The organism is Bacillus paramycoides (assembly GCF_038971285.1).
Classification (GTDB): Bacteria; Bacillota; Bacilli; order Bacillales; family Bacillaceae_G; genus Bacillus_A.
The window spans coordinates 430,531-455,613 of the sequence record NZ_CP152427.1 but is presented as its reverse complement, the minus strand read 5'-3'; the positions used below and the strand labels follow the sequence as shown (position 1 = coordinate 455,613).

The window sequence follows — 25,083 nt, the reverse complement described above, 5'->3', positions numbered from 1 at the left end:
ACCTTAGATTTTTTCTCCATACATACTACTCACAAATAATAGCAACACTACCATTGCTAACTGTTTTTACTGGAGGTGCTTACTTATGAGCAATTGGTACAGTAAGACGAAAGATCAAACATTAATTGACTTAGAAACAAACGAACAACACGGTTTAACAGATGAAGTTGTAAATGAGCGTTTAAAGCAATACGGCTTTAATGAATTAGCCACAAAACAAAAACGCACTTTATGGCAGCGTATTTTCGCCCAAATTAATGACGTCCTCGTATATGTCCTTATTATTGCTGCCCTTATTTCAGCCTTTGTAGGTGAATGGGCTGATGCAAGTATTATCGCGCTCGTTGTAGTCTTAAACGCTGTTATTGGCGTCGTCCAAGAATCAAAAGCAGAACAAGCTTTAGAGGCATTGAAAAAGATGGCGACACCTAAAGCTATCGTCAAGCGAAATGGTGAACTAAAAGAAATTCCATCTGAGCACGTCGTTCTAGGTGATATCGTTATGCTCGATGCCGGACGATATATCCCATGTGATTTACGCCTAATCGAAACCGCAAATTTAAAAGTTGAAGAATCTGCTCTAACTGGTGAATCTGTCCCTGTTGATAAAGATGCAATCTACCACCCTTCCATGCAAAGTGATGAACAAGTACCACTCGGCGATCAAAAAAATATGGCCTTTATGTCTACTCTTGTAACATACGGAAGAGGCGTCGGTGTTGCTGTTGAAACTGGTATGAAATCACAAATTGGTAAGATTGCAACCCTTTTACATGAAGCAGACGATGATATGACACCACTTCAAAAAAGCTTAGCACAAGTCGGAAAATATTTAGGATTTGTCGCTGTAGCGATTTGTATCGTTATGTTTCTCATCGGCTTTTTCCAAGGCCGGGATACGTTAGAAATGTTTATGACTGCTATTAGTTTAGCCGTTGCAGCTATTCCAGAAGGCTTGCCAGCTATCGTTTCCATCGTTCTTGCAATTGGTGTGCAGCGCATGATTAAACAAAACGTTATTATTCGAAAACTACCAGCTGTTGAAGCTCTCGGTTCTGTCACAATTATTTGTTCAGATAAAACAGGTACGTTAACGCAAAATAAAATGACCGTTACTCACTTTTATAGTGATAACACATATGATCATTTAGAAAATTTAAATGCAAATAATGATGCGCAACGTCTATTGTTAGAAAATATGGTGCTATGTAACGATGCGTCTTACAATAACGAATCACAAACCGGAGACCCGACTGAAATTGCTCTTCTCGTTGCTGGAAGCACTTTTAACATGCAAAAAGATCATTTAGAAAAGATACATGAGCGCGTTAACGAGATGCCTTTCGATTCAGATCGTAAAATGATGTCAACCGTGCATACATACGATGACAGCTACTATAGCATGACGAAAGGTGCTATCGATAAGCTCTTACCTAGATGTACCCACTTATTTAAAAACGGTAAAATAGAGGGTCTAACAGAGGCTGATAAAAATCAAATATTAGAAGCTGCCGGGGCAATGTCTCGAGAAGCTTTAAGAGTACTTTCATTCGCATTTAAACAATACAATTCAAGCAATGTGGATATAGATCATCTCGAAGAAAACCTCACATTTATTGGTCTTGTCGGTATGATTGATCCACCGCGAACTGAAGTAAAAGATTCCATTACAGAATGTAAAAAAGCCGGTATTCGCACAGTTATGATTACTGGAGACCATAAAGATACTGCCTTTGCGATTGCCAAAGAACTTGGTATTGCTGAAGAAATATCTGAAATTATGATTGGAACTGAATTAGATAACATTTCAGATACAGAGCTAGCAAGCAAAATTAATCACTTACATGTATTCGCCAGGGTCTCTCCAGAGCATAAAGTGAAAATTGTAAAGGCATTACGCGCGAAAGGAAATATTGTTTCTATGACTGGTGATGGCGTCAATGACGCTCCATCTTTAAAACAAGCAGATGTTGGTGTAGCGATGGGTATTACAGGAACAGACGTTGCAAAAGGGGCAGCGGATGTCGTTTTAACAGATGATAATTTCTCATCTATTGTGAAAGCTGTTGAGGAAGGTAGAAATATTTATCGTAACATAAAAAAATCAATCCTCTTCCTACTCTCTTGTAACTTCGGAGAAATTATCGCTTTATTTTTAGCCATTTTACTCGGCTGGGCAACACCACTACGACCTATTCACATTTTGTGGGTGAATTTAATTACGGATACACTGCCTGCATTATCACTTGGGGTTGATCCTGAAGATCCAGATGTGATGAAGGAAAAACCACGGGATGCGAAAGAAAGTTTATTTAGTGGTAGCGTTCCTTTTCTTATTTTCAATGGGGCTGTCATTGGACTGTTAACGCTAATAGCCTTTATCGCCGGAGCAAAATTCTATACCAGAGATACAAATTTATTCCCTCTTTTCCCAGAGCGAATTGATGAGGATGCTCTATTACACGCTCAAACGATGGCATTTGTCGTTCTTAGTTTTTCTCAGCTCGTTCATTCATTTAACTTGCGTTCAAGAACGAAATCTATTTTTTCAATTGGGATATTTACAAATAAATATTTAGTCTTCTCTCTTCTTATCGGTATTCTTATGCAAGTTTGTATCATCTCTATCCCACCTCTTGCAAATATATTCGGTGTGCATGCATTAACGATGCGAGATTGGGGATTTGTTCTCTTATTAAGTATCGTTCCACTTGTTGTGAATGAGATTATTAAATTAGTGAAGAGAAACTAAAAGGCAATGAGGACTCTTCCTCATTGCCTTTTCATTTATCCTTGTAATTCTTTTTTAATGTTCTCAGTTAATGTAGCCATACGTTTGCGACTTTCTTCACGCTCACGTTTATTTTGTTCTTCAATTTGTTGTGTTTCTTGCATACCTCTTGAAATAATGTTCCAAGTCTCCTCAAGTGTTTCCATCTTAATACTAGAAGAACCTGATAATCTCGCTACTTCCACACTTTGCGTTGCGATATTTTGTGCATTTTTCTTAAGTAATTCATTTGTACGGCGATCCAGTTCAGCCATGGAATCTGCAACAAGCTTTTGACGCTTCGCATTTACCGCTTGAATGATACCATTTTTAAAGATAGGAATCGTCGTAATAAATGCTGTATTAATTTTACCAATTAATTTATTATTACCACGTTGAATCATACGAATTTGTGGTGCTGTAAGTAACGCAACCATACGTGCTTTTTCTAAATCATCAATACGCTGTTCTAAAATTTCAACAGAGTTTTTAAGTGACTCTAATTCAATACCTGCTAATTGGTCATTGTTACGTACACGCTCTTCATACATCGGAACTAGCTCTGTATTTAAACGCTCTAATAACATTTCCCCTGCTACTACATATTTTTCTAAGTCTAGGTAATATTTTAAGTTTTGTTCATATAAACCGTCTAACGTACCAATTGATTTTTTCATTTCATCTTGATACTTCGTAATTTCCACATATACTTTATCAATTTCACGGCCCATCGTTTGATACTTGCTAAAAATTTGTTCAATCATTTTATCCGCTTTTTTGAATATACGTGAGAAGAAACCACTTTTCTCTTCCGCAAAGTCTTTGCTATCAAATCGGTCCATAATTTTACCAAGTTGTTTTAATAATTCACCCGAATCTTCTATTTTTGATAGTGACATTGTATGTAAAATTTGATCAGCAAAACGTGAAATTTCCATAGAAGGTTCTTTTCCAAGTTCAATTAATTCTAACTGATCTTTAATATCTACCGCATTATAAATACGTTGTACATCCGCATCTTGTCTAAGTTGCAAGCGAACATCTTGTGCTGTTTGCTCATTTAATTCTGTTTTCGAATCTAGTACGACTGGGTTATTCATATGGTATTCTCCCTTTCCTTATAAAAATGGACGAAATAGTCCTTTTATTGTTTGTGATAAATTTTTATAGGCTGATGAACCATGAAACTCAAGATCGAAATTAACTTCTTCAAGCCAATGTGAATCAAATGCCCCCGCTTCAATATACGGTTCAATATCGTTTCTTCCTGTTGGATTGAAGTGGAATACATCTACTCCTATTTGATTTAAAAATAGTAATAAAACAGCATCAGAACGAGTCAATTCTCCACTCTTCTCATTATTAAATATAACAATTTTTGGTACATCTTGTGAATAATCAAATTTCTCAAGCTGCTCTAAAATATTCGGTGGTATTTGAGAAAGTTGTGCGAAAACATATAGCGCTACATCTTGTTTCGTCTCTTTTGCAATTGGTTTACACTTTTCACTTTCACACGTATGGATGATCGCCTCTGCAATCCCATGTTGTAAACCTTCTGGCAATCGTTTATGTGGCCACCAATGGCTATTCATAATTAGATCAGGATGTAGTTTCCCCCCGCGGTCTAATGCATCTCGATAATGATATTGGAAATTCGCTTTCTGTTCTTTCGTAAACGGGAATGTATTAATTAATAAACTGTTATCAAATGATGTAACAGTCTTTAATCGTTGAAAATATTCTTTATCATTTTTTGAAACACCTGATATTTTCGCAAATAAAGAAGGAATATAAATGTGTTTATTTTCAACATAGAATGTCGGACGTACAAACGCCTTTTCCTTCGTAATTAAAAAGAGTTCATCGTATGTTGTTTTTAATGTACGAGCTACAGGCGTATAGGAACGGAATTGCCACGGCTTGTACAGCAGTGAATTATCGTGGTGAAGTACTTGTTCAATTTCTTTTGAAGCTTGATATGCTACTGTTGCCACACGCTCGCGGCGGCGATCCGGAAATGGTTCAAGAGAAATGCGACCTGGATGAGACACAATAAAAGTTCTTCCCTCTTCATCAACATTCTCAAATCCATCTTTTCCTTCTGGATGATAATAAAGTACATCGCAGCCGAGCATAATAAGAAAGTATAAGAAATATATACGGCTTTCCTGTGCATCACCATACCAAACGATACGCGGCATTTGTTTCTTATAGTTAACCGTAGAGAACCACTTCGCTACGTAATTTTCGCTTAATTTAATTATGTCGATTAAGAAACGACGGAAGCCTTCTGTCTTTAAAGATTGATTATGTTGTTTCTCATATAATTTCAATACAGAAATAAATGTTGTATGTATATAATGCTGTAAGTCAGGATTATCCACTTTCGGCAAAAGTTGTTTCCCAGATAAGTGTGCCACTAGCCTATTTACTGTCAGACCATTTGGTGCTTCTTGATGTAATCCGAACACTTCTTGAATGTGACGAAGTTTTTCCGAATCAATCACTTTGTTTAAATTTTGTTCATGTAAAACTTCGATTCCTTTCGCTTCACTATAATCAAACAGCTCATTAAAATATTCATCTACATCATTAGGAACGCCAAGGATTCGACATGCTATATAACTAAATTTCATTTCATTCTCTGTCAGCTCATATTGTGGACGTTTTTCTAAAAGTGTTTCAAATTGCTTTAAATCTGATTCATCTTTTAATGCATATGGTTGAAGTGTAAAACGTGAAAACACAACAGTTCACCTCCAAAAACATTTACGTTTTTTCTAAGTCTTTCTTCTATTATAAACTATTTTTGGTTATAAAAAATGGGCGCTCGTAAAACGAGCAAACCCATTTCAATTATTTATTGTCTTCTTTAGTAGCTGCAACTTCTTCTTTAGCTTGTCCAGAATTCTTCATGTAGTGAATTATAAATGTTGCTCCAAATGCTACAACTAAAATAATGAAGAACAGTGTATGACTAATATGAATATCAATTAGAGACAATAGCATTTTCGATGCGATAATTAAGATTAAAATATATGCTGTTGTTTCAAGCTCTGGAATACGCTCTAACAATTTTAAGAATACACCAGCGATACCACGCATCATTAAAATACCGAGCATTCCGCCTAATAATAGAATCCAAACTTCATTAGATACACCGAATGCAGCAAGTACGCTATCTACAGAGAACGCGATATCCATTAATTCAACCATCGCAACTGTTCCCCAGAAGACACCGAACATTCTAAAGAGAATACTATTTTGATTCATGCCATGAGCTTCTTCTTCTTCACTTGCACCTTTACGCTTATCAATAAAGTATTTCACTGATAACCAAGCAAGGTAAAGTGCACCAAGAAGTTTTACCCACCATAATTTAATTAAGAACATTCCGATTCCAATTGCAATAAAGCGGAATACATAAGCACCAATAAGTCCATAGAATAATGCTTTTTTACGTTTCTCTTCCGGAAGGTGTTTTACCATTACTGCTAATACAAGTGCGTTATCAGCAGATAACAACCCTTCAAGTACAACAAGTGTACCAATTAATCCCCAAGATACTGGATCCTGCAACACTTTAATCCACATGTCCAAGTCAAAAAACTGAGCATACGTATCAAGGATTCCTTGCAAAATACTCATCTTACCTATATCCCCTATTCTTTGCTAGATTTATAGAAAGGTCAAAAAAAGGAAACGAATGTCGTTTCCTTTCTATGCATCCAAGCCATACGCTCTTACAAGCGCACCTAAACCACCTTGGAATCCACTTCCTACTGCATTAAACTTCCACTGTCCATTATGACGGTATAATTCACAAAAGACAACTGCTGTTTCGATGGAGAAATCTTCCCCTAAATCAAAACGAAGAACTTCTTCATTCGTTTCTTCATTCGCTAAACGAACGAACGCATTTCCTACTTGTCCAAAGTTTTGACTACGGCCTTCTGCATCATAAATTGTAACTGTAATAGCAATTTTGTGCACATCTGCTGGAACTTTCTTTAAGTCCACAACAAGTTGCTCATCGTCACCTTCACCTTCACCTGTGCGGTTATCTCCTGTATGTAGAACAGATCCACAAGGAGACTGTAAATTATTATAGAAGATAAAATCAGTTTCCTTCGTACATTTTCCGTTCGCATCTAATAAAAAGGCAGATGCATCTAAATCGAAATCTGATCCACCGTCGTAAGATTTAATATCCCATCCAAGACCAATTACTGCTTTTGTTAAGCCTGGGCTTGTTTTGCCTAAATCAATCTTCTGTCCTTTTTGCAATTGAATAACCATTTATATTCACCTCTATAATTTAATTTTTAAAAATAAATCCATCAGTAAACATACGTTTCACTGATGGATTTATTAATCTATTACTCTACATCTAAACCAAAGTTATTACATAGAGACGCTAATCCACCTTGGAATCCACTTCCGATTGCATTGAACTTCCAGTCACCTGCATGACGGTATAATTCACCTACTACAACAGCTGTTTCAATAGAGAAATCTTCTCCTAAGTCGTAACGAATTAACTCTGCATTCTTTTCTTCATCTAAAATACGTACGAAAGAGTTAGAAACTTGTCCGAAGTTTTGGCTACGACCTTCTCCATCGTAAATTGTGATAGTGAAACAAATACGTTCGATATGTGCAGGTACATTTTTTAAATCTACTTTAATCGATTCGTCATCGCCTTCACCTTCACCAGTTCGGTTATCTCCTAAATGCTCTACAGCACCATTCGCACCTTTTGGGTTATTATAGAAGACGAAATCCTCTGCACCTGAAACTTTACCGTTAGCACCTACTAAGAAAATACTAACATCTAAATCGAAATCGTTTTGTCCGTCATAACGATTCGTATCCCAACCAAGTCCTACAAGAACTTTTGAAAGACCTGGATTCGTTTTTGTTAAGTCTACCTTTTGTCCTTTTTTCAATGAAATTGATGCCATACACGATTCCTCCTCGGTTTATTTTATTGATAACGTGATACAATCTCACTTAAGTTTTTATCTTGTGTACCTTCTCCAACAGCTGAAAACTTCCATTCACTTCCGTGGCGATACATTTCACCTGCAATTAGAGTCGTTTTGCCAGCATAATTATCCGATAAATTATAGCGTGCTAATTCTTCACCAGTTTGCGGGTTTTGAATACGAATATATGCATTACGAATCATCCCGAAATCTTGACGACGATTTACACAGTCATAAATATTTACAACGAATACTAAACGATTAATACGGCTCGGAACTTTATGTAATTCTACGAAAATTGTTTCGTCATCACCAGCGCCTTCACCTGTTAAATTGTCTCCTGAATGAATCATACTACCACAAGTAGAAAGCTTGTTTCCGAAGTAAACTAAATCGTTTTTGTTTAAAAAACGATCCCCTTCTAACATAACAACAGATGCATCACAATCTACATTTGGTTTACTTCCAAATAATGAAGACAGAAACCCACCTGATTGCCCAATTGGATCCCAGCCTAAGCCAACCTGTAGTTTTGCTACTTTTGGTTGTCCTTTCGTTAAATCGATCTTTTGACCTTTTTCTAAAATAATAGGCATGAAGTTTCTTCCTTTCTACAAAGCATTTTCCAAGGCGGAAAATATTGTATTCTTCCCTTATATTGTAGCATTATTTACCTAGTGATAAAAAGGATAAATTCTCAGTTATATGAAAACATTCATATAATTTACTTATGATGATGTAAGAAGTGGTAAATGGCACCAATCATTCCTGCGCAATTACCGTTTTGTGCAAGCTCAATCTCACAATTACTATAAATCTCTTTGTTTAAATATTTTTCTACCTCTTCTTTTACTTCTTTTAAGAAATGATTTCCTCTATCAGTAATTCCTCCACCTATAACAATCATTTCTGGATTAAAAATATAAGCAAGGTTACTAATTCCAATCGCTAATTGCTTAAAGAAAACCTCAATTGCTTGCGTAACTTCCCTATCACCTTTATCATACAGTTCAAAAATCTTTTTTCCATTCCAATCGCTTTCACCTTTATATTTTCGCATAAGACGAATTAACCCTGAAATGGAAGCGACCTCTTCAAACGGCTTTCCTTCTATTAACATATTTCCCCATTCACCAGCACTAAACGAATGCCCTCTATATAACTCTCCATCTATAAAAATTGCTCCTCCAATACCAGTTCCAAGGGTGAGCATAATAAAGTTTCTTTTTCGGTTTCCAATACCTTTCCATTTCTCTCCCAAAGCTGCACAATTCACATCATTCTCAACGGACACAGGAACTTGTAATACTTCTTGCAATCTATCAATAATAGGAATAGTCGCGTAGTTCGGAATATGCTCCACCCCTCCCGTTACAACTCCTTTATAAATATTAACAATTCCCGCAGTACTAATACCAATTCCCGAAATCGTATGTTCATTCAGTAATTGTTTGGATAGAAGAATAAGTTTTTGAATGATTTGTTCCCCACCCAAATGAATTTCTGTTGAAACTGTTTTATGCTTTAATACCGTCCCTGTTTCTGAAACAATCCCATATTTAATTTGCGTACCACCAATATCAAATGCAATATATTCTTTCATCTGCTGTCACTTCCTCTACTGTAATGAGTGTAAAATTCTCACCACTCTACTATTATAAAGAATTTACACTAACTCTTTTCTCTCTTCAGAAATACACCACCTTTTTCTATATATAGTTTTTTTTGCATAAAACTCTTTTTCCTAAGAAATATTACAAAGGGATGTATTTTAGATGGAATATTAATTTCTTAGGAGGAAAACAATGACGAAAATCTTCATTTTAGCATCAACACTCTCTTTATCTTTTTTTAGTGGTTTAAATATCGGTAATGCAGCAACGGAAAACTTCTCTCCAGCAACAAACGCAATTGTACAAAATAACGATCATTTAGCAGAAGATAACTCAAAAGATAATAATAAACCACCAGGAAACAATGGTTCTCAGGACGATGGTGGTTCTGGCGGCAATGGCTCTGGTGGCAGTGGTTCTGGTGACAACGGTTCCGGTGGTAACGGTTCTGGTGGCAATGGCTCTGGTGGCAATGGCTCTGGTGGTAATGGCTCTGGTGGCAACAGTTCCGGTGGTAACGGTTCTGATGGCAATGGTTCTGGTGGTAACGGTTCTGATGGCAATGGTTCTGGTGGTAATGGCTCTGGTGGCAACAGTTCCGGTGGTAACGGTTCTGATGGCAATGGTTCTGGTGGTAACGGTTCTGATGGCAATGGTTCTGGTGGTAACGGTTCTGATGGCAATGGTTCTGGTGGTAACGGTTCTGGTGGCAACGGTTCTGGCGGCAATGGCTCTGATGGCAGTGGTCAAGGCGGTAACGGCTCTGGTGGCAACGGTTCTGGCGGCAATGGCTCTGGTGGCAATGGTTCTGGCGACAACGGTTCTGGTGGTAACGGTTCTGGTGGCAGCGGTTCTGGTGGCAATGGCTCGGGCGGCAACAGTTCTGGTGGTAACGGTTCTGATGGCAGTGGCTCTCAAGGTGACAACGGTGTTAAAGGCGATAGTAGTTCTCAAGGAGGCAACGGTTCCCAAGGTGGTAATGTAAAAGATAATGCGAAAAAACAAGGCGATAAGTTACCTAATACAGCAACACATTATCCTGCATCTATTTTAATGGGACTTTCAACATTCCTAATCGGTATGTTACTATTTATTCGCCGTAAAAATTAAAAAGGACTTTGGATTGCATTTTATTATGCAGCCCAAAGTCCTTTTTATCACCTATCAGAAAGAGTATTAATACGCTTTTCCCCAATACACCATTTGTTTAGCTTCTTTACCACAACAAATACATTCGTCAGCCAAACGCTCTTGCTCAAAAGGCATACATCGAGAAGATACTCCAACTTCTTCTTTTAGTTTCTCTTCACAAGCTAATTCTCCGCACCACATTGCCTTAATAAATCCTTGTTTTTCATCAGCTACTTTTTTCATCTCTTCGAAATTCGCCGCACTATACGTATTCTCATCGCGGAATACTTTTGCCTTATTAAATAAAGAGTCATGAATTTCCTCAAGTAGTGCTGGAATACGTTCTTCTAATTGATCCATTGATATAAATTCTTTTTCTTTCGTATCTCTTCTTACAAGTACAACTTGATTCTTTTCAATATCTTTAGGACCAACTTCTAACCGAATTGGAATGCCCTTCATTTCATACTCATTAAATTTCCAGCCCGGTGTTTTATTACTAGCATCTATTTTTACGCGTGCAACCTTTTGAATATGTCCTTGTAACTCTGTTGCTTTCGATAAAACTCCTTCTTTATGCTGAGCAATTGGTACAATAACAACTTGCACCGGTGCGACTTTAGGAGGCATTACAAGCCCATTATTATCACTATGAACCATAATAAGTCCACCTATCATTCTTGTTGATACTCCCCAAGATGTTTGGTGTACATATTGCCACTTACCGTTACGATCTAAAAATTTAATATCAAATGCTTCAGAGAAATTCGTTCCAAAGTTATGAGATGTTCCTGTTTGAAGTGCTTTTCCATCATGCATTAAGCTTTCAATTGTATAAGTTGCCTTTGCCCCCGCAAATTTTTCTTTTTCTGTTTTTTGTCCTTTAATTACCGGTATCGCTAAGTAATCTTCACAGAAAGAAGCATATAGATTTAAAATATTTAATGTTTCAGCTTGCGATTCTTCTGCCGTTTCATGAATTGTATGACCCTCTTGCCATAAGAATTCCGTTGTACGAAGGAATGGTCTCGTTGTCTTTTCCCAACGAACTACTGAACACCACTGATTATATAACTTTGGCAAATCATTATAGGATTGCACAATTTTTGAAAAATGCTCACAGAATAAAGTTTCAGATGTAGGGCGTATACAAAGCCTCTCCGCTAACTTTTCATCCCCGCCATGTGTCACCCATGCTACTTCAGGAGCGAATCCTTCTACATGATCCTTCTCCTTTTGCAATAAACTCTCTGGGATAAACATTGGCATATACACATTTTCATGACCAGTTGCTTTTAACTTCTCATCCATCACTTTCTGCATATTTTCCCATAAGGCATAACCATACGGGCGTAGAATCATACATCCTTTTACACTTGAATAATCAACAAGTTCTGCTTTTTTTACAATATCTGTGTACCACTGTGCAAAGTCCTCTTCCATCTTCGTAATCGCTTGTACTTGCTCTTTTGCCATAGTAAGTCTTCCTCCTTCTAGAAAATACAAAAAAGCCCGCATCCCTAAATAGGGACCGAGCTTTGCCGGCGTTACCACCCTGATTCATGCACAAAAATTGCGCATGCTCTCTTTTTGATAACGGGAAATTCCCGCTGCATATGCAGAACGCAAAGGTAGGTTCCATATCTCCTTTTTAAGAATCTTTCAGCCGGGTGGATTCTCTCTCTGCTAAAAAGGTTGAACATGTACTAGTCCTTTTTCATCGTTATAACGAAATAAATTTGTTGATTATCATAATACAAATTCTTTTTTAAAACAATAGCTAATTTTCTCATTTTTATATATTTTTTTCGTTTTTTGCAGTTTTATATGTAGCTTTTTCTCGTGATTTTTAAAAGTTGATGTGCAATCATACCGATAAGTGTACCAAGGAGAACGAAGAAACCAATAAATCCATATCCCATTCCTTCCCATCCACCAATCACCATCATTGAAACCGGAAAGGATGCTAGGCAAAGAAGTATTAAACTAAGTGCAAATATAATATCAAACTGCTTGTCTGGAAACTGTTTCTTTAATAAATACGAAATAGCAAATACAAGGATAATCGTAATTCCGCCAATGATGTAAAAGATACCAAATCCATCTAGCCAATCCATAGTATTCCCTCCTTCCATTCATTCCCTTATACTTAATTATATGTTTAATTTTTCTGAAAATAAATAATAAATTTCCAACTTAAAATTATATTTTTATTACTAGGTATTAATAGTAATATATAAGAATAGGTTTTATATAATCAGGAGGGAACTTTATGGATAAAGCATTAACAAACCATGTCATTATTTTGTCTTTCGATTGCTTATCAGCTTTAGATTTTCCTATATTACAAAAACTTCCTAATTTCCAAACATTAATAAACAAGGGCGCACTGGCGAAAAAAGTGGAACCTATTTATCCTTCTGTAACATACCCAAGTCACTCAACAATCGTTACTGGAAACTATCCTAATAAACATGGCGTAGTTAGCAATACGTTACTTCAACCTGGACGCGAGTCACCCGATTGGCATTGGTACCGAAAATCCATTAAGGGAACAACGCTATACGATGAAGCACGTAAAGCAAATTTAACGACAGCTGCCCTTCTATGGCCTGTTACTGGAAGAGCAAATATTGATTACAATTTACCAGAAATCTTTCCAAATAGACCGTGGCAAAATCAAGTTTTAGTTTCATTATTTAGCGGTAGTCCGCTATATCAATTAGATTTAAATCTTCGCTTCGGCCATATACGAAATGGTTTGTCACAACCTGAACTCGATGATTTCGTACTTGCTGCTGCTTTGCATACAATCCAGACGAAGAAGCCAAATGTCATGTTTGTACATTTCACCGATTTAGACACTCAAAGACACTATCACGGCTTTGAATCAAAAGAAACAATAGCTGCAATTCATAGACACGATGAACGGGTAGGAAAAATTATTCAAGCTTTAAAAGATAGTGACCTATACGAAGAGAGTACAATTATCGCTCTTGGTGACCATAGCGCTTTAAGTGAAAGCAAAGCCATTCAATTAAATGTACTATTTCATCAAAACGGGCTACTATCTATAAATTCAAAAGGAAAATTAATAGACTGGAAGGCCTATTGTCAAAGTTGTGACGGATCTGCTTATGTATATGTGAAAGATAAGAACGATACCGATACAATTCGAGACGTACAACTACTCCTCGAAGAACTACTTCAAAATAAACAAAATGGAATTGAATTTATACTTCATGATGAAGCTGCAAAAGACTGCGGTGCCGATGGTAATTGTTTATTTATGTTAGAAGCGCGAGAAGGGTATTATTTCACTGAAAACTATATAGGAGATTTTATAAAAGAGATTACTGAACAAGACGTTACGCCTAGTAAAAAATATACATTTGGTACGCATGGATACTCTCCAACAAAACCTAACTATGAAACAATTTTTATCGCTGCTGGGAAAGGTATAAAAAACGGCGTTACCATTCCGTATATGAGACTTATTGATGAAGGTCCAACTATCGCTAGACTACTCGGTTTACACTTAGGTGAAACAGACGGGTCCATTGTAGAGGATTTACTCCAATTGTAAAGAACTGTGTATATATGTAAAAGTTATGTAAAAATCATCACTGTTTCTCTTTTTATAATTTTTATTTTTGTACACTGTTAGTAGAACAAATTTAAGGGGGAACACTATATGAAAAAAATGTCCAGACAAGAAAAAAGCTGGATATTATACGATTGGGCGAACTCCGTATATTCGCTCATCATTACAACTGCATTATTCCCAATTTACTTTAAGGCAGCTGCAAAAGAAGCTGGGCTTTCTGGTGCAACTTCAACAGCATATTGGGGATATGCAAACTCGTTCGCTACACTTTTAATTTCTATACTTGCCCCTATTCTCGGCACAGTTGCTGATTATAAAGGATTTAAAAAACGATTTTTCACATTCTTCTTTGGACTTGGTATCGTATTTACAAGTATGCTAGCAGTCGTCCCAACATCTCAGTGGTACTTATTACTAGGATGCTATATGCTCGCATTAGTCGGTTTTGCTGGAGCAAACATTTTTTATGATGCATTTTTAGTAGATGTCACTTCTGAAGATAGAATGGATCGAATTTCTACGCGAGGTTTCGCATTAGGCTATATTGGGAGTACTATTCCTTTCATCGGTTGTATCGCCCTTATTATTCTTGCTCAAAAAGGAACTATCCCTTTATCTGTTGGTATTGCTAGTCAAATTTCATTTGCGATAACAGCTCTTTGGTGGGGGTTATTTACAATCCCAATGCTAAAAAACGTAGAGCAAACACACTATATTGAACGTCACCCTAGACCAATTACAATGAGCTTCAAACGCCTTGCTGATACTTTTAAAAATATTAAAGAATATAAAACTGTATTCATGTTCCTAATCGCTTACTTTTTCTATATTGATGGGGTCGATACAATTATTACTATGTCCACTGCTTACGGAACAGATCTTGGTATTAGTGCAACGAATCTATTAATCATCTTATTCGTCACACAAATTGTAGCTTGTCCATTCGCTTTATTATACGGAAAATTATCAGAAACATTTACAGGTAAAAAGATGCTATATGTCGGTATTATTATTTATATCATTATCTGCACATATGCTTATTTCTTAAAAACGACACTCGATTTCTGGATTTTAGCAATGTTAGTTGCCACTTCTCAGGGCGGGATTCAAGCACTTAGTCGCTCCTATTTTGCTAAACTAGTACCTAAAGAATCGGCAAATGAATTCTTCGGATTTTATAATGTATTTGGCAAGTTCGCAGCGATTATGGGTCCAGTATTAGTCGGTGTTACAACTCAATTAACAGGAAAAACAAACGCTGGTGTCCTTAGTATTATTGTACTGTTCATTATCGGGGGATTCTTACTAACTAGAGTTCCGGAAAATCCCACATCCGTTACACCACCTAGTCCAAAAACTAAAACACTATAAGAAAAAGATCCTCTTCACATATGAACTGTACCCCGAATCATGGACACTTAAAAAAAGCCCCATGATTCGGGGTTTTTGTGTATTTTTATCAAAAAACCTCGTTATAATGGAACCAACGATAGAAATGAGGTACGGAGAATGAGTAAAATTATTTTTAATGAGATTCAAATGAAGCAGCTGGAAAAAAATAAAAATGTAGTAAAAGCGTCGGAACGTTCGATTAGCTATTGTCCAGATTTCAAAGTAAGAGCGGTAAAAGAAAATCAACAAGGAAAAGGTCCTAGCCAAATCTTTTTAGAGAATGGGTTTGACTTAGCTGTGATTGGTGAGGAGAAACCAAAACAATGCTTGAAACGTTGGCGAAGAACCTTTGAACAATTTGGTGAAGAAGGATTTTATACAGAACGCCGCGGGAAAGGAAGCACGGGACGTCCTTCGGAAAAACCTCTCTCTTCCGATGAAAAATTAAAGAAAGCGGAAGCGCGTATTGCGTTCTTAGAAGCGGAATTGACATTCCTAAAAAAGTTAGAAGAACTCGAAAGGCAGGCGTTACAGAAGAAGCGTTAACACCACGAGAAACATACACACTGATTGAACAAACCATACGTCGATTCCAATTCCCACGTATGGTGCGTTATCTTTGCACACTGGCTGGGGTAAGTCGGAGTGGATACTATGCGTGGCTTCATCAGACAGAGAAACATCTAGAAAAAGAACGCAATGATGAAACAGATTATGAATGGATCCAAGAAATTTTCAATCGAAAAAGGAAAACATGTGGTGGTCGTTCTATCAAAATGGTGTTGGAAAAGACAAAAGGAATTTGTATGAACCTCAAACGTATTTACCGTATTATGCGTAAATATAATCTTGTGACAAAGATTCGCCGAGCGAATCCTTATAAACACATCGCAAAGGCGACACAAGAACATAAAACATGTCCGAACCTTTTAAAACGCCAATTCAATCAAGAAGAGCCTGAAAAAAGTATGTTAACGGATATTACCTATTTATTTTATGGAAAAGGAAAGAAGGCTTATTTATCATGTGTAAAAGACAGCACAACACGAGAAATTTTAGCCTATCATGTCTCCTCTTCTTTACAAATGGATATCGTCTATCAAACATTAAATAACTTGAAAGAGAGATTAGGAGAAAGCATCCATTCTGAAGCGCTTCTACATTCAGACCAAGGTATTCATTACACACACCCTGAATTTCAGAAACGCGTAAGGGAAATGGGAATCAGACAATCTATGTCCCGTAGGGGCAATTGTTTAGACAATGCACCAATGGAATCCTTTTTTGGTCATATGAAAGATGAATTAGATTATAAAGATTGTCAAACCTTTGAATCCCTCGAACTCAACATAAGGGAATATATGAAGGAGTATAATTATAATCGTTATCAGTGGACATTAAAAAAGATGGCTCCGATTGAATATCGGAACCACCTTTTAAGTGCTTGATTTTTCAGGGCTTTTTTATTAAACTGTCCATTTTATAGGGTACAGTTCACATAAGAAGAGAATCTTTTTCTATACTTTTATTAATAACGCCCCACAATGAAAGACGCTACATCTTATACAAAAATAGTTTATCAACAGTTGTTCCTAATACTTCCGCTAAACGAAAAGCTAACGCTAAGCTTGGATCATATTTATTATTCTCAATTGCATTTATCGTCTGTCTTGAGACTTTACACTTATCAGCTAATGCACCTTGTGAAATATTATTTTCAGTGCGTAATTCATAAATTTGATTTTTCACATCTTTTCTCCTAACATGTAAAATCGTTTTTACAACATTAGTATATAGTCGGTACATTTCATTGTCAAAAGATCACCGTGAAAAAAAGGGGCCATCCAGCCCCCTAAAATAGCTATTTCGAAACCAATGAATTCGTCATTTCCTCTCGATTAACAATATCTTCTTTTTTTATTTGCATACGTAAAACTGGACCTATTGCTAATAAAATAAGTGACATTGCTATACAAAATACGGTAACTAGTGACGTTAGTTCCTTTAATCCTCCAGCTAGTGAAGTTCCAATTAACATTGCCCCCATAAACAGTGGCAAAATTGTTCCATTTACTCTTCCAACCATATTTTCTGGTACAAGTTGAATCATAAGCGTACCGACAACGATATTAACACAAGCTAAACAAATACCTGTTCCAAATCTCATAAAACTAGTAATCCAAAATGATGTAGATATCCCTTCTACTAAAAATGACATCGCTAATATGCTCATACCAAACACAAACATCTTTTTCGGATTCACTTTTGAAGCGAAAACTGCAGCAACAATACCACCGATTAACATACCTATCCCGTCAGCTGCGGCTAAATATTGAACTGCTTCCTTTTCCATTCCCAGCCGTTCTATTACAAGAAACACTTCTAATGGATTCGTTAGTCCAACAGCTAAGCCCATAATGGTGAAAGTGATTGTAATCATACGTAAATTTTTCGTATGAAGAACATATTTCCACCCTTCTTTTATATCATTTTTTAATGAATCTCTCGCCACTTGCTCTTTTTCAACCCATTTTGGTAAGAATGAAAGGGCGATAGCAGATAACAAAAATAAAATGATTAAACTATATAGTGACGTAAATAAACCAAGTTGTGTATACACAAACGATCCTACCACTGGTCCAAAAATCAGAAATAATGACTGTAATGTTTGGTTAAATGCAATCGCATTTGCTACCTGTTCCTCTTTTACGTAGCGCTTAAATATACGAGAAGATGATGGCTGAGAAAACTGACCTACAATCGCAGAAATGAGTGTTGCAAAAAATATAGCCTGCCAATAATCTAGCTTTAACAACAAGACAATTCCTATAATAGACAGTACGCTTAATACATCTCCAGCAACCATCGTTCTTTTCGGATTCCAGCGATCAGCTAGTGCACCACCGATAAACGAGAACATAAAAATAGGTGCATATTCCATAACCGATAACAACGAAACTGAAACTGGATCATTATTCGTTCGCTCCATTATGAAATATAAAAGAGCCATATTTCTGATCCAAATTGCAAATTGTTGTAAAATATCAGATGCCATAACGAGCATAAATGCTCGGTTTTTAAATAAAGCGTTCATTTTCATTCCCCTTTCGTAAACCGACCGTTCGGTCTAATTTGTTTTGTAAGAAAAGCAACTGACTTATTATTCAGCTGCCATTCCTTTTAACAATACATCTATTGCCTTTTTATAAATACGTTGCAGCTCTTTATAATCTAACTCGTAGTAAAGTACCCCAAGCCCTGATAATAATCCATTCACAATATACATAAGATCGCGCGTATTATCTTCACGAAACTCTCCAGACTGTATGCCTGCTTCAATTATTTTCTCAAACATAACATATGATTCTCTAGTTAAAGCTAGTAGTTCATCCAAAATCTCTTTACTTACAACTTGGCTCATAGAGAATTCCTCTATTGCATTTGAAATTGGTTGCTGTATGTCCTCTACATGATATTCCGCGAGACCATATAGTTTTTCAGTATTCGTACTATACAACTTCTCTTTTTCACTCCATTTTTCAAGCCAATCATACGTATGCTGTTTTACTACAAATAAAAATAATTCTTCTTTACTTTTAAAGTGATAATAAATGCTTCCTTTACTTCTCTCTGTAATTTCACAAATTTCTTCCATAGATGTAGCTGCATAGCCCTTCTGTGAAAACAAACTTTCTGCTTTATATGCAATTTCTTTCTTTATCTCTTCTGCGCTTCTTCTCATATTTACACCTCTTTAAACCGACCGTTCAGTCTAATAATAACAAATTAAAAACCTCTATTACAAGAGGCTATATTCCATATTTAAGAAAACGTACTTTCAAACCACGTTCGAATCATATGTATTATTCCAATTTTAAATCCTAATTTAACAAGAAATACGCCTCCCGCAGCTAATAAAAATAACATTACTTTCCCCTTGTTTTTCACTTTCGGTTCCCTTTTCATTTCCATTCCCCTTAGTACGTTAAAAATATGTAATCAAACGTTTGTTTAACTGTTTTTATGCATATGTAAGCCAACTAATCAAACGTTTGTTTTAAAAAGAAATACGCCTATATAAGGCGCATTCTCATCAATCACCGCCACCTCCGCCACCATCGCAGCTGCCTCCGCTATCCCCACCGAAAGATCCTCCGCAATCATGTGAACCTCCATGCGAGCTATCATTATCAGATCCAGCAAAGAAAAATAATGGTGATGAGTTGTTAGATGAATTATGAATGTTATTTTGTTTCGTAAGATTTACCTTCTTTTGGTTCGATCGAACTGCTGTTACAATTATTCCAACTACAACAAATAATAGTATGAAAATAATAAATTCCATATAAAAACCTCCCTTAATCTTCGAATAATTGAATGGTTCTTTCTAGATTTTCAAGTGAAATAAAGCGTGATTCACGAAGAATTTCTTTTCCATTATAAAATAATAAAACTGTTGGCCCTGTAAATACTGCATATCGCCCTGCAATTTCTTGCATGTCTTGTAGTAATATTTCTACTTTCTCTACGTAATCATAATTCTCTAATACACCATTTACTTTTCTTAACATAACATCACAAACACCACAATTTTCTGTTTTAATAAACAGAAGTACTAATTGTTGTTCTTCAATATATGTCGCTAATTCTTCTATCGTTTCAAATGTATTCATCTTATCCCTCTTAGCGTAATTTACGAAATACTTTACCTTGGTACATACGAAAAGCTGAACTATCTTTCATTTTCCTCTTTTCCATTACCTGCTGAAAACGCAGCGTTTTTGCTGTTAACTCTTCTTGTAATTTTTTTCTCTCTGCTTCATCATAACAGCACGCAATTAAGTCTTCTATTTTTAATATATCTTTTTGTAGTTCCATTTCTGGTGGAATCATACCCGCATTTTTTAAAATTTTATAACTCATTCTCAGTTCTGGAGGTACCGTTGAAAGGTCTTCTAATTGTAGTGGTTTTCCTTTTCCCGGAATATGATAAAGGTCTCCATTCCGTATTGCTTGTCGAATTTTTTCTTCAGCAATGTTCAAAAAGACATCCACACCATTCGCTCCTTTACATATTTTTACTATTATTTTACATGATATTTTCTCATCTCGCTACGCTATTACAAATTGACTTCATACAATTTTTTCTCAAATTTAATTACAAGAAGCCTTTTCCCCCCTAATCAATATTTTATTTTCATGTGTAATCTGTATTAGAGCCACTTCATATTGAGAAAGTCTTTTTGAATCCAATAAAGCGTTTACACCAAATCTTACATTTGCTACGATTTAATCACCCCCAGCTCCCTTGTATAGACTTCGTGATGTCTGATCATTTTTATCCCGCTTTAATGGGCAGTAAGACCCCCACCTCAAAATTCAGCGAAAGCAAAGAAGTAAGGTGGGGGTCTGGCTGCCCATAAAATTCCGATTGGTTCAACTAGACGTTTCATACGTCTAGATTCATTTTGGTTTATTGGCGCAAGCCTTTAAATATATCTTTTATTTTGAAAGGAGAAATGACTATGAGATCAAAAAAATTCACGCTGCTATTACTATCCCTACTACTCTTCTTACCTCTTTTTCTCACAAACTTTATTACTCCAAATTTCGCATTAGCAGATTCACCAAAGCAAGGTCAAAAAATTGTTGGGTATTTTCCTTCGTGGGGCATTTACGGACGTAATTATCAAGTTGCAGACATTGATGCATCAAAGCTAACTCATTTAAACTATGCTTTCGCTGATATTTGCTGGAATGGAAAACATGGAAACCCTTCTACTCACCCCGATAATCCCAATAAACAAACGTGGAACTGCAAAGAATCTGGTGTACCACTGCAAAATAAAGAGGTTCCTAATGGTACTCTCGTACTCGGTGAACCATGGGCTGATGTCACAAAATCTTATCCGGGATCAGGCACAACTTGGGAAGATTGTGATAAATACGCCCGCTGTGGAAATTTTGGAGAACTGAAACGATTAAAAGCTAAGTATCCTCACTTAAAAACAATTATTTCCGTTGGTGGCTGGACTTGGTCTAACCGCTTTTCTGATATGGCCGCTGATGAAAAAACAAGAAAAGTATTCGCTGAATCCACAGTAGCTTTTCTTCGCGAATATGGATTTGACGGCGTTGATTTAGATTGGGAATACCCGGGCGTTGAAACGATTCCTGGCGGTAGTTATCGTCCTGAAGATAAGCAAAACTTCACCCTACTCCTTCAAGATGTTCGAAATGCACTAACGAAAGCTACTGCAGAAGATGGGAAACAATATTTACTAACAATCGCGTCAGGTGCAAGCCAACGTTATGCGGATCATACAGAGCTAAAGAAAATCTCTCAAATACTGGATTGGATTAATATTATGACATATGATTTCCACGGTGGATGGGAAGCTACTTCTAACCATAATGCAGCTCTATACAAAGACCCAAGTGACCCAGCTGCGGATACGAAATTTTACGTAGACGGTGCAATAGATATTTATACAAATGAAGGTGTTCCAGCAGATAAACTCGTATTAGGTGTACCTTTTTACGGACGTGGATGGAAAAGTTGCGGAAAAGAAAATAACGGACAATACCAACCTTGTAAACCAGGTAGTGATGGAAAGCTCGCTTCTAAAGGTACTTGGGATGATTATTCTACCGGTGACACAGGTGTGTACGATTATGGTGATTTAGCAGCTAATTATGTTAATAAGAATGGTTTTGTTCGCTATTGGAACGATGTGGCGAAAGTACCTTATTTATATAATGCGACTACAGGAACCTTTATTAGCTATGATGACAGCGAATCTATGAAATATAAAACAGACTATATAAAAACAAAAGGTTTAAGTGGCGCAATGTTTTGGGAGCTAAGCGGGGATTGCCGTACAAGTCCAAAATATAGTTGTAGCGGACCTAAATTACTTGATACGTTAGTAAAAGAGCTACTTGGTGGACCTATTACTCAAAAAGATACTGAATCACCAACAAACGTAAAAAATATTGCTGTTACAAATAAAAATTCAAACTCCGTTCAATTAAACTGGACTGCATCTACTGATAACGTAGGAGTTACAGAATATGAAATTACTGCCGGAGAAGAGAAATGGAGTACAACAACAAATAGCATTACAATTAAAAACTTAAAATCTAATACAGAATACACATTTTCAATAACAGCAAAAGATGCTGCTGGGAATAAATCACAACCTACTTCCATTCTTGTAAAAACAGATGATACGAACACAACACCTCCTGATGGAAATGGGACTGCTACCTTTTCAGTCACTTCAAATTGGGGAAGTGGTTACAACTTCTCGATTGTAATTAAAAATAGTGGAACGACCCCTATTAAAAATTGGAAATTAGAATTTGATTACAACGGCAATTTAACACAAGTTTGGGATTCTAAAATTAGTAGTAAAATAAATAATCATTACGTAATTACGAATGCAGGATGGAATGGTGAAATTCCCCCTGGAGGATCGGTTACAATCGGAGGGGCAGGAACAGGCAATCCTGCTGAACTTGTAAATGCATCCATTAGTGAAAACTAAACGTAACTTCCATTAATTATTTCATTAAAGTTTGAATTTAGGTTTGAGTACTCTATCCTAAATTCAAACTTTTAATTTTATGAAAAATCACAAATGAAATTATAATAACCTATTATAATCATATTTAGTTTCTAATATGAAGTTAGTATGAAGTTCATCTGAATTTTACATGAATTTCCTTTAGGTTCTATTGTCTTCCTATACTAATCACATTATCCTTTACATATAGGAATTATTTTTATTCCATTTCAAACTATCTATATATACAAAGAAGGATAGTCGCCTATTAGGGAAAGGCATCTAATATTATAAATATAACAAAAGAAAAAGCACGCTTATAAGCGCACCATAAGAGTGCTTCTTCATACAATTCTCATGTAAGAGTTCTCGAAAATCATGTTAATCACAAAGAAAAGGCATTAGCTTATACAAGCTAATGCCTTTTCTTTATTCATATTATTCAGCGTTCCATTCTTCTATATTCCATACTTTTGTTATCCACGCTTCATAGAAAGAAGGCTCATGTGAGACAAGTAAAACTGTTCCTTTATATTGTTTTAACGCTTCCTGTAAAGACTTCTTTGTTTCTATATCCAAATGATTAGTTGGTTCATCTAAAATTAAAACATTGCTTTTCGTTACGATCAGTTCGCATAAACGTACTTTCGTTTGTTCCCCACCACTTAATAAACGAATCGGTTTTAATACGTGTTCTTCTTTTAATCCACACTTCGCTAATGCTTGGCGCACTTCTTTCTTTGTCATATCTGGTCGTTCTGCCCAAACTTTCTCTAATGGTGTTATTTCTGAAGCAAACTCTTCCTGGGCAAAATAAGCAGGATTTACTCGTTCTCCAATAGAAATTGAACCACTTAGCGATTTTATTTGGCCTAATAACGTTTTTAACATCGTCGTTTTTCCAATTCCATTGTGACCAACAATCGCTATCTTTTCTCCTTTTTTCACTTGTAAATTCAACTCTGGACATAACGGATCACTATAACCTATCCTTAGTTTCTCAGCCTGTAGTATACGACTCACTGGCTCCTCATAAACATTGAAATCAAAACGGGATCGAGTTACAGAATTAACCTTTTCAACCCTTTGTATTTTCTCCAATACTTTCTCTCGACTTTTAGCCTGTTTTGCTTTTCGAATTTTATTTTTTTGAATAAATGTTTCTAACTGAGAGATTTCTTTTTGTTGTTTCACATACGCCGATTGTAATTGTTTCTTTTGCACTTGGTAACTTTGCATAAACTGTTCATAATTCCCTACGTATCGCTTCACTTTCCCTCCTTCTAGATGATAAATCACATTCGTAATACTGTTTAAAAATACTTCATCATGAGAAATGATCACATAAGCTTTTTCATAAAGTCTCAAATACGATTGCAACCATTCTATATGAGCTGTATCTAAATAGTTTGTTGGCTCATCTAGCAATAAAATATCAGCTTTTTCTAAAAGGAGCTTCCCAAGTAATAACTTTGTTCGTTGTCCTCCGCTTAACTGTGAAACATCCTTTTTTAAACCTATTTCAAGTAAACCTAACCCGATTGCTACTTCATCAATTTCTGTATGAATTTGATAGAAATTAGAACTTTCCAATATAGTTTGTAATTCTCCATACCTTACTAACATTTTTTCTATTTCTTCTGCTCCATCCATTTCTTCTGCAATTTTTAACATTTCGCATTCAATCGTATACAAATCCGAAAATGCGCTTTGTAAATATCCTTCAACTGTGATTCCCTCTTGTAAATCCATATGCTGCTGCAAGAAACCTACCTTCACATACGGAAACCACTCAATGTTCCCATCATCATGTATAAGTTCTCCTGTTAAAATTTTTAACAATGTTGATTTTCCAATTCCATTTTTCCCTACTAACCCAACATGCTCGCCCTTTAATAGTCGGAAACACGCATTATATAAAATGGTCTTCTCACCATACGAATGACTTAAATTTTCTACTGTTAATATACTCATTTTTTCTCTCCTTTACTTATGGTTCATAAGCTAAATA

Annotated in this window: 23 protein-coding genes and 1 other annotated feature; of the genes, 6 read left to right on the top strand and 17 right to left on the bottom strand. The window is 36.1% G+C overall.

The window, feature by feature from the left end:
* Positions 1–85 precede the first annotated feature (85 nt).
* Positions 86–2,752 (top strand): cation-translocating P-type ATPase, encoded by a 2,667-nt coding sequence (locus tag AAG068_RS02370; RefSeq protein ID WP_342717275.1) that lies wholly within the window; start codon positions 86–88, stop codon positions 2,750–2,752.
* A 35-nt stretch (positions 2,753–2,787) separates the two neighbouring features.
* On the opposite strand, the gene AAG068_RS02365 is transcribed toward AAG068_RS02370, so the two are convergent.
* The 7 genes from AAG068_RS02365 to AAG068_RS02335 all read right to left on the bottom strand — a co-directional run bounded on the left by AAG068_RS02365 (position 2,788) and on the right by AAG068_RS02335 (position 9,364).
* Entirely contained in the window at positions 2,788–3,870 is a 1,083-nt protein-coding gene (locus AAG068_RS02365; RefSeq protein ID WP_001064410.1) for a toxic anion resistance protein, read from the bottom strand.
* 18 nt (positions 3,871–3,888) lie between these two features.
* Entirely contained in the window at positions 3,889–5,520 is a 1,632-nt protein-coding gene (locus AAG068_RS02360; RefSeq protein WP_342717272.1) for a YceG family protein, read from the bottom strand.
* A 109-nt stretch (positions 5,521–5,629) separates the two neighbouring features.
* Entirely contained in the window at positions 5,630–6,421 is a 792-nt protein-coding gene (locus tag AAG068_RS02355) for a TerC family protein (RefSeq protein ID WP_342717271.1), read from the bottom strand.
* Positions 6,422–6,493: 72 nt separating this feature from the next.
* Entirely contained in the window at positions 6,494–7,072 is a 579-nt protein-coding gene (locus AAG068_RS02350; protein ID WP_000236649.1) for a TerD family protein, read from the bottom strand.
* 80 nt (positions 7,073–7,152) lie between these two features.
* Positions 7,153–7,737: a TerD family protein gene (locus AAG068_RS02345; protein ID WP_000146729.1), complete on the bottom strand. Its 585-nt coding sequence runs from the start codon at positions 7,735–7,737 to the stop codon at positions 7,153–7,155.
* 23 nt (positions 7,738–7,760) lie between these two features.
* Positions 7,761–8,357 (bottom strand): TerD family protein, encoded by a 597-nt coding sequence (locus tag AAG068_RS02340; protein ID WP_001121592.1) that lies wholly within the window; start codon positions 8,355–8,357, stop codon positions 7,761–7,763.
* Between the two features lie 128 nt (positions 8,358–8,485).
* Complete coding sequence (locus tag AAG068_RS02335) at positions 8,486–9,364, bottom strand: ROK family protein (RefSeq protein WP_342717245.1); 879 nt, start codon at positions 9,362–9,364, stop codon at positions 8,486–8,488.
* 202 nt (positions 9,365–9,566) lie between these two features.
* On the opposite strand from AAG068_RS02335, the gene AAG068_RS02330 reads away from it, so the two are divergent.
* Complete coding sequence (locus tag AAG068_RS02330; protein ID WP_342717243.1) at positions 9,567–10,484, top strand: LPXTG cell wall anchor domain-containing protein; 918 nt, start codon at positions 9,567–9,569, stop codon at positions 10,482–10,484.
* 66 nt (positions 10,485–10,550) lie between these two features.
* On the opposite strand, the gene proS is transcribed toward AAG068_RS02330, so the two are convergent.
* Positions 10,551–11,981, bottom strand: a complete 1,431-nt coding sequence (gene proS, locus AAG068_RS02325) for a proline--tRNA ligase (protein ID WP_342717241.1) — start codon at positions 11,979–11,981, stop codon at positions 10,551–10,553.
* 47 nt (positions 11,982–12,028) lie between these two features.
* Positions 12,029–12,235, bottom strand: a binding site (T-box leader).
* 93 nt (positions 12,236–12,328) lie between these two features.
* Complete coding sequence (locus tag AAG068_RS02320; RefSeq protein ID WP_342717239.1) at positions 12,329–12,622, bottom strand: YesK-like family protein; 294 nt, start codon at positions 12,620–12,622, stop codon at positions 12,329–12,331.
* Positions 12,623–12,777: 155 nt separating this feature from the next.
* On the opposite strand from AAG068_RS02320, the gene AAG068_RS02315 reads away from it, so the two are divergent.
* The 3 genes from AAG068_RS02315 to AAG068_RS02305 all read left to right on the top strand — a co-directional run bounded on the left by AAG068_RS02315 (position 12,778) and on the right by AAG068_RS02305 (position 16,952).
* Complete coding sequence (locus AAG068_RS02315) at positions 12,778–14,091, top strand: ectonucleotide pyrophosphatase/phosphodiesterase (RefSeq protein WP_342717237.1); 1,314 nt, start codon at positions 12,778–12,780, stop codon at positions 14,089–14,091.
* 108 nt (positions 14,092–14,199) lie between these two features.
* Entirely contained in the window at positions 14,200–15,483 is a 1,284-nt protein-coding gene (locus tag AAG068_RS02310) for an MFS transporter (RefSeq protein WP_342717235.1), read from the top strand.
* A 138-nt stretch (positions 15,484–15,621) separates the two neighbouring features.
* Positions 15,622–16,952 (top strand): IS3 family transposase gene (locus AAG068_RS02305; RefSeq protein WP_088060789.1). Its coding sequence is split into 2 segments (ribosomal slippage): positions 15,622–16,009 and positions 16,009–16,952, totalling 1,332 coding nucleotides; the frame shifts between segments, so codons are not numbered across the junction.
* A gap of 106 nt (positions 16,953–17,058) precedes the next feature.
* Here the strand turns inward: AAG068_RS02305 and AAG068_RS02300 are convergent.
* From AAG068_RS02300 to AAG068_RS02270, 7 genes are all read right to left on the bottom strand, one after another.
* Entirely contained in the window at positions 17,059–17,310 is a 252-nt protein-coding gene (locus AAG068_RS02300) for a helix-turn-helix transcriptional regulator (protein WP_002078892.1), read from the bottom strand.
* 55 nt (positions 17,311–17,365) lie between these two features.
* Positions 17,366–18,598: an MFS transporter gene (locus tag AAG068_RS02295; protein ID WP_342717229.1), complete on the bottom strand. Its 1,233-nt coding sequence runs from the start codon at positions 18,596–18,598 to the stop codon at positions 17,366–17,368.
* 66 nt (positions 18,599–18,664) lie between these two features.
* Positions 18,665–19,246 (bottom strand): TetR/AcrR family transcriptional regulator, encoded by a 582-nt coding sequence (locus tag AAG068_RS02290; protein ID WP_342717227.1) that lies wholly within the window; start codon positions 19,244–19,246, stop codon positions 18,665–18,667.
* Between the two features lie 80 nt (positions 19,247–19,326).
* Positions 19,327–19,470 carry a hypothetical protein gene (locus AAG068_RS02285; RefSeq protein WP_000817976.1) on the bottom strand — a complete coding sequence of 48 codons (144 nt, stop codon included), beginning with the start codon at positions 19,468–19,470 and terminating at the stop codon, positions 19,327–19,329.
* 127 nt (positions 19,471–19,597) lie between these two features.
* Complete coding sequence (locus AAG068_RS02280) at positions 19,598–19,849, bottom strand: hypothetical protein (RefSeq protein WP_342717222.1); 252 nt, start codon at positions 19,847–19,849, stop codon at positions 19,598–19,600.
* 13 nt (positions 19,850–19,862) lie between these two features.
* Positions 19,863–20,177 (bottom strand): thioredoxin family protein, encoded by a 315-nt coding sequence (locus AAG068_RS02275; RefSeq protein ID WP_098586521.1) that lies wholly within the window; start codon positions 20,175–20,177, stop codon positions 19,863–19,865.
* A gap of 10 nt (positions 20,178–20,187) precedes the next feature.
* Positions 20,188–20,559, bottom strand: a complete 372-nt coding sequence (locus AAG068_RS02270) for a DUF1992 domain-containing protein (RefSeq protein WP_342717218.1) — start codon at positions 20,557–20,559, stop codon at positions 20,188–20,190.
* Between the two features lie 470 nt (positions 20,560–21,029).
* Here AAG068_RS02270 and AAG068_RS02265 point away from each other — a divergent pair, with 470 nt between their 5' ends.
* Entirely contained in the window at positions 21,030–23,054 is a 2,025-nt protein-coding gene (locus AAG068_RS02265; protein ID WP_342717216.1) for a glycosyl hydrolase family 18 protein, read from the top strand.
* A gap of 456 nt (positions 23,055–23,510) precedes the next feature.
* On the opposite strand, the gene AAG068_RS02260 is transcribed toward AAG068_RS02265, so the two are convergent.
* Complete coding sequence (locus AAG068_RS02260) at positions 23,511–25,046, bottom strand: ABC-F family ATP-binding cassette domain-containing protein (RefSeq protein WP_342717214.1); 1,536 nt, start codon at positions 25,044–25,046, stop codon at positions 23,511–23,513.
* Between the last annotated feature and the right edge of the window lie 37 nt (positions 25,047–25,083).

Excerpts from the sequence above, each read along its gene's own strand:
- AAG068_RS02320 (WP_342717239.1), bottom strand. The coding sequence starts at position 12,622 with ATGGATTGGCTAGATGGATTTGGTATCTTTTACATCATTGGCGGAATT.
- AAG068_RS02340 (WP_001121592.1), bottom strand. The coding sequence starts at position 8,357 with ATGCCTATTATTTTAGAAAAAGGTCAAAAGATCGATTTAACGAAAGGA.
- AAG068_RS02365 (WP_001064410.1), bottom strand. The coding sequence starts at position 3,870 with ATGAATAACCCAGTCGTACTAGATTCGAAAACAGAATTAAATGAGCAA.
- AAG068_RS02315 (WP_342717237.1), top strand. The coding sequence starts at position 12,778 with ATGGATAAAGCATTAACAAACCATGTCATTATTTTGTCTTTCGATTGC.
- AAG068_RS02330 (WP_342717243.1), top strand. The coding sequence starts at position 9,567 with ATGACGAAAATCTTCATTTTAGCATCAACACTCTCTTTATCTTTTTTT.
- AAG068_RS02350 (WP_000236649.1), bottom strand. The coding sequence starts at position 7,072 with ATGGTTATTCAATTGCAAAAAGGACAGAAGATTGATTTAGGCAAAACA.
- AAG068_RS02280 (WP_342717222.1), bottom strand. The coding sequence starts at position 19,849 with ATGGAATTTATTATTTTCATACTATTATTTGTTGTAGTTGGAATAATT.
- proS (WP_342717241.1), bottom strand. The coding sequence starts at position 11,981 with ATGGCAAAAGAGCAAGTACAAGCGATTACGAAGATGGAAGAGGACTTT.
- AAG068_RS02345 (WP_000146729.1), bottom strand. The coding sequence starts at position 7,737 with ATGGCATCAATTTCATTGAAAAAAGGACAAAAGGTAGACTTAACAAAA.
- AAG068_RS02355 (WP_342717271.1), bottom strand. The coding sequence starts at position 6,421 with ATGAGTATTTTGCAAGGAATCCTTGATACGTATGCTCAGTTTTTTGAC.
- AAG068_RS02370 (WP_342717275.1), top strand. The coding sequence starts at position 86 with ATGAGCAATTGGTACAGTAAGACGAAAGATCAAACATTAATTGACTTA.
- AAG068_RS02275 (WP_098586521.1), bottom strand. The coding sequence starts at position 20,177 with ATGAATACATTTGAAACGATAGAAGAATTAGCGACATATATTGAAGAA.
- AAG068_RS02310 (WP_342717235.1), top strand. The coding sequence starts at position 14,200 with ATGAAAAAAATGTCCAGACAAGAAAAAAGCTGGATATTATACGATTGG.
- AAG068_RS02285 (WP_000817976.1), bottom strand. The coding sequence starts at position 19,470 with ATGAAAAGGGAACCGAAAGTGAAAAACAAGGGGAAAGTAATGTTATTT.
- AAG068_RS02260 (WP_342717214.1), bottom strand. The coding sequence starts at position 25,046 with ATGAGTATATTAACAGTAGAAAATTTAAGTCATTCGTATGGTGAGAAG.
- AAG068_RS02295 (WP_342717229.1), bottom strand. The coding sequence starts at position 18,598 with ATGAACGCTTTATTTAAAAACCGAGCATTTATGCTCGTTATGGCATCT.
- AAG068_RS02290 (WP_342717227.1), bottom strand. The coding sequence starts at position 19,246 with ATGAGAAGAAGCGCAGAAGAGATAAAGAAAGAAATTGCATATAAAGCA.
- AAG068_RS02265 (WP_342717216.1), top strand. The coding sequence starts at position 21,030 with ATGAGATCAAAAAAATTCACGCTGCTATTACTATCCCTACTACTCTTC.
- AAG068_RS02335 (WP_342717245.1), bottom strand. The coding sequence starts at position 9,364 with ATGAAAGAATATATTGCATTTGATATTGGTGGTACGCAAATTAAATAT.
- AAG068_RS02300 (WP_002078892.1), bottom strand. The coding sequence starts at position 17,310 with ATGTACCGACTATATACTAATGTTGTAAAAACGATTTTACATGTTAGG.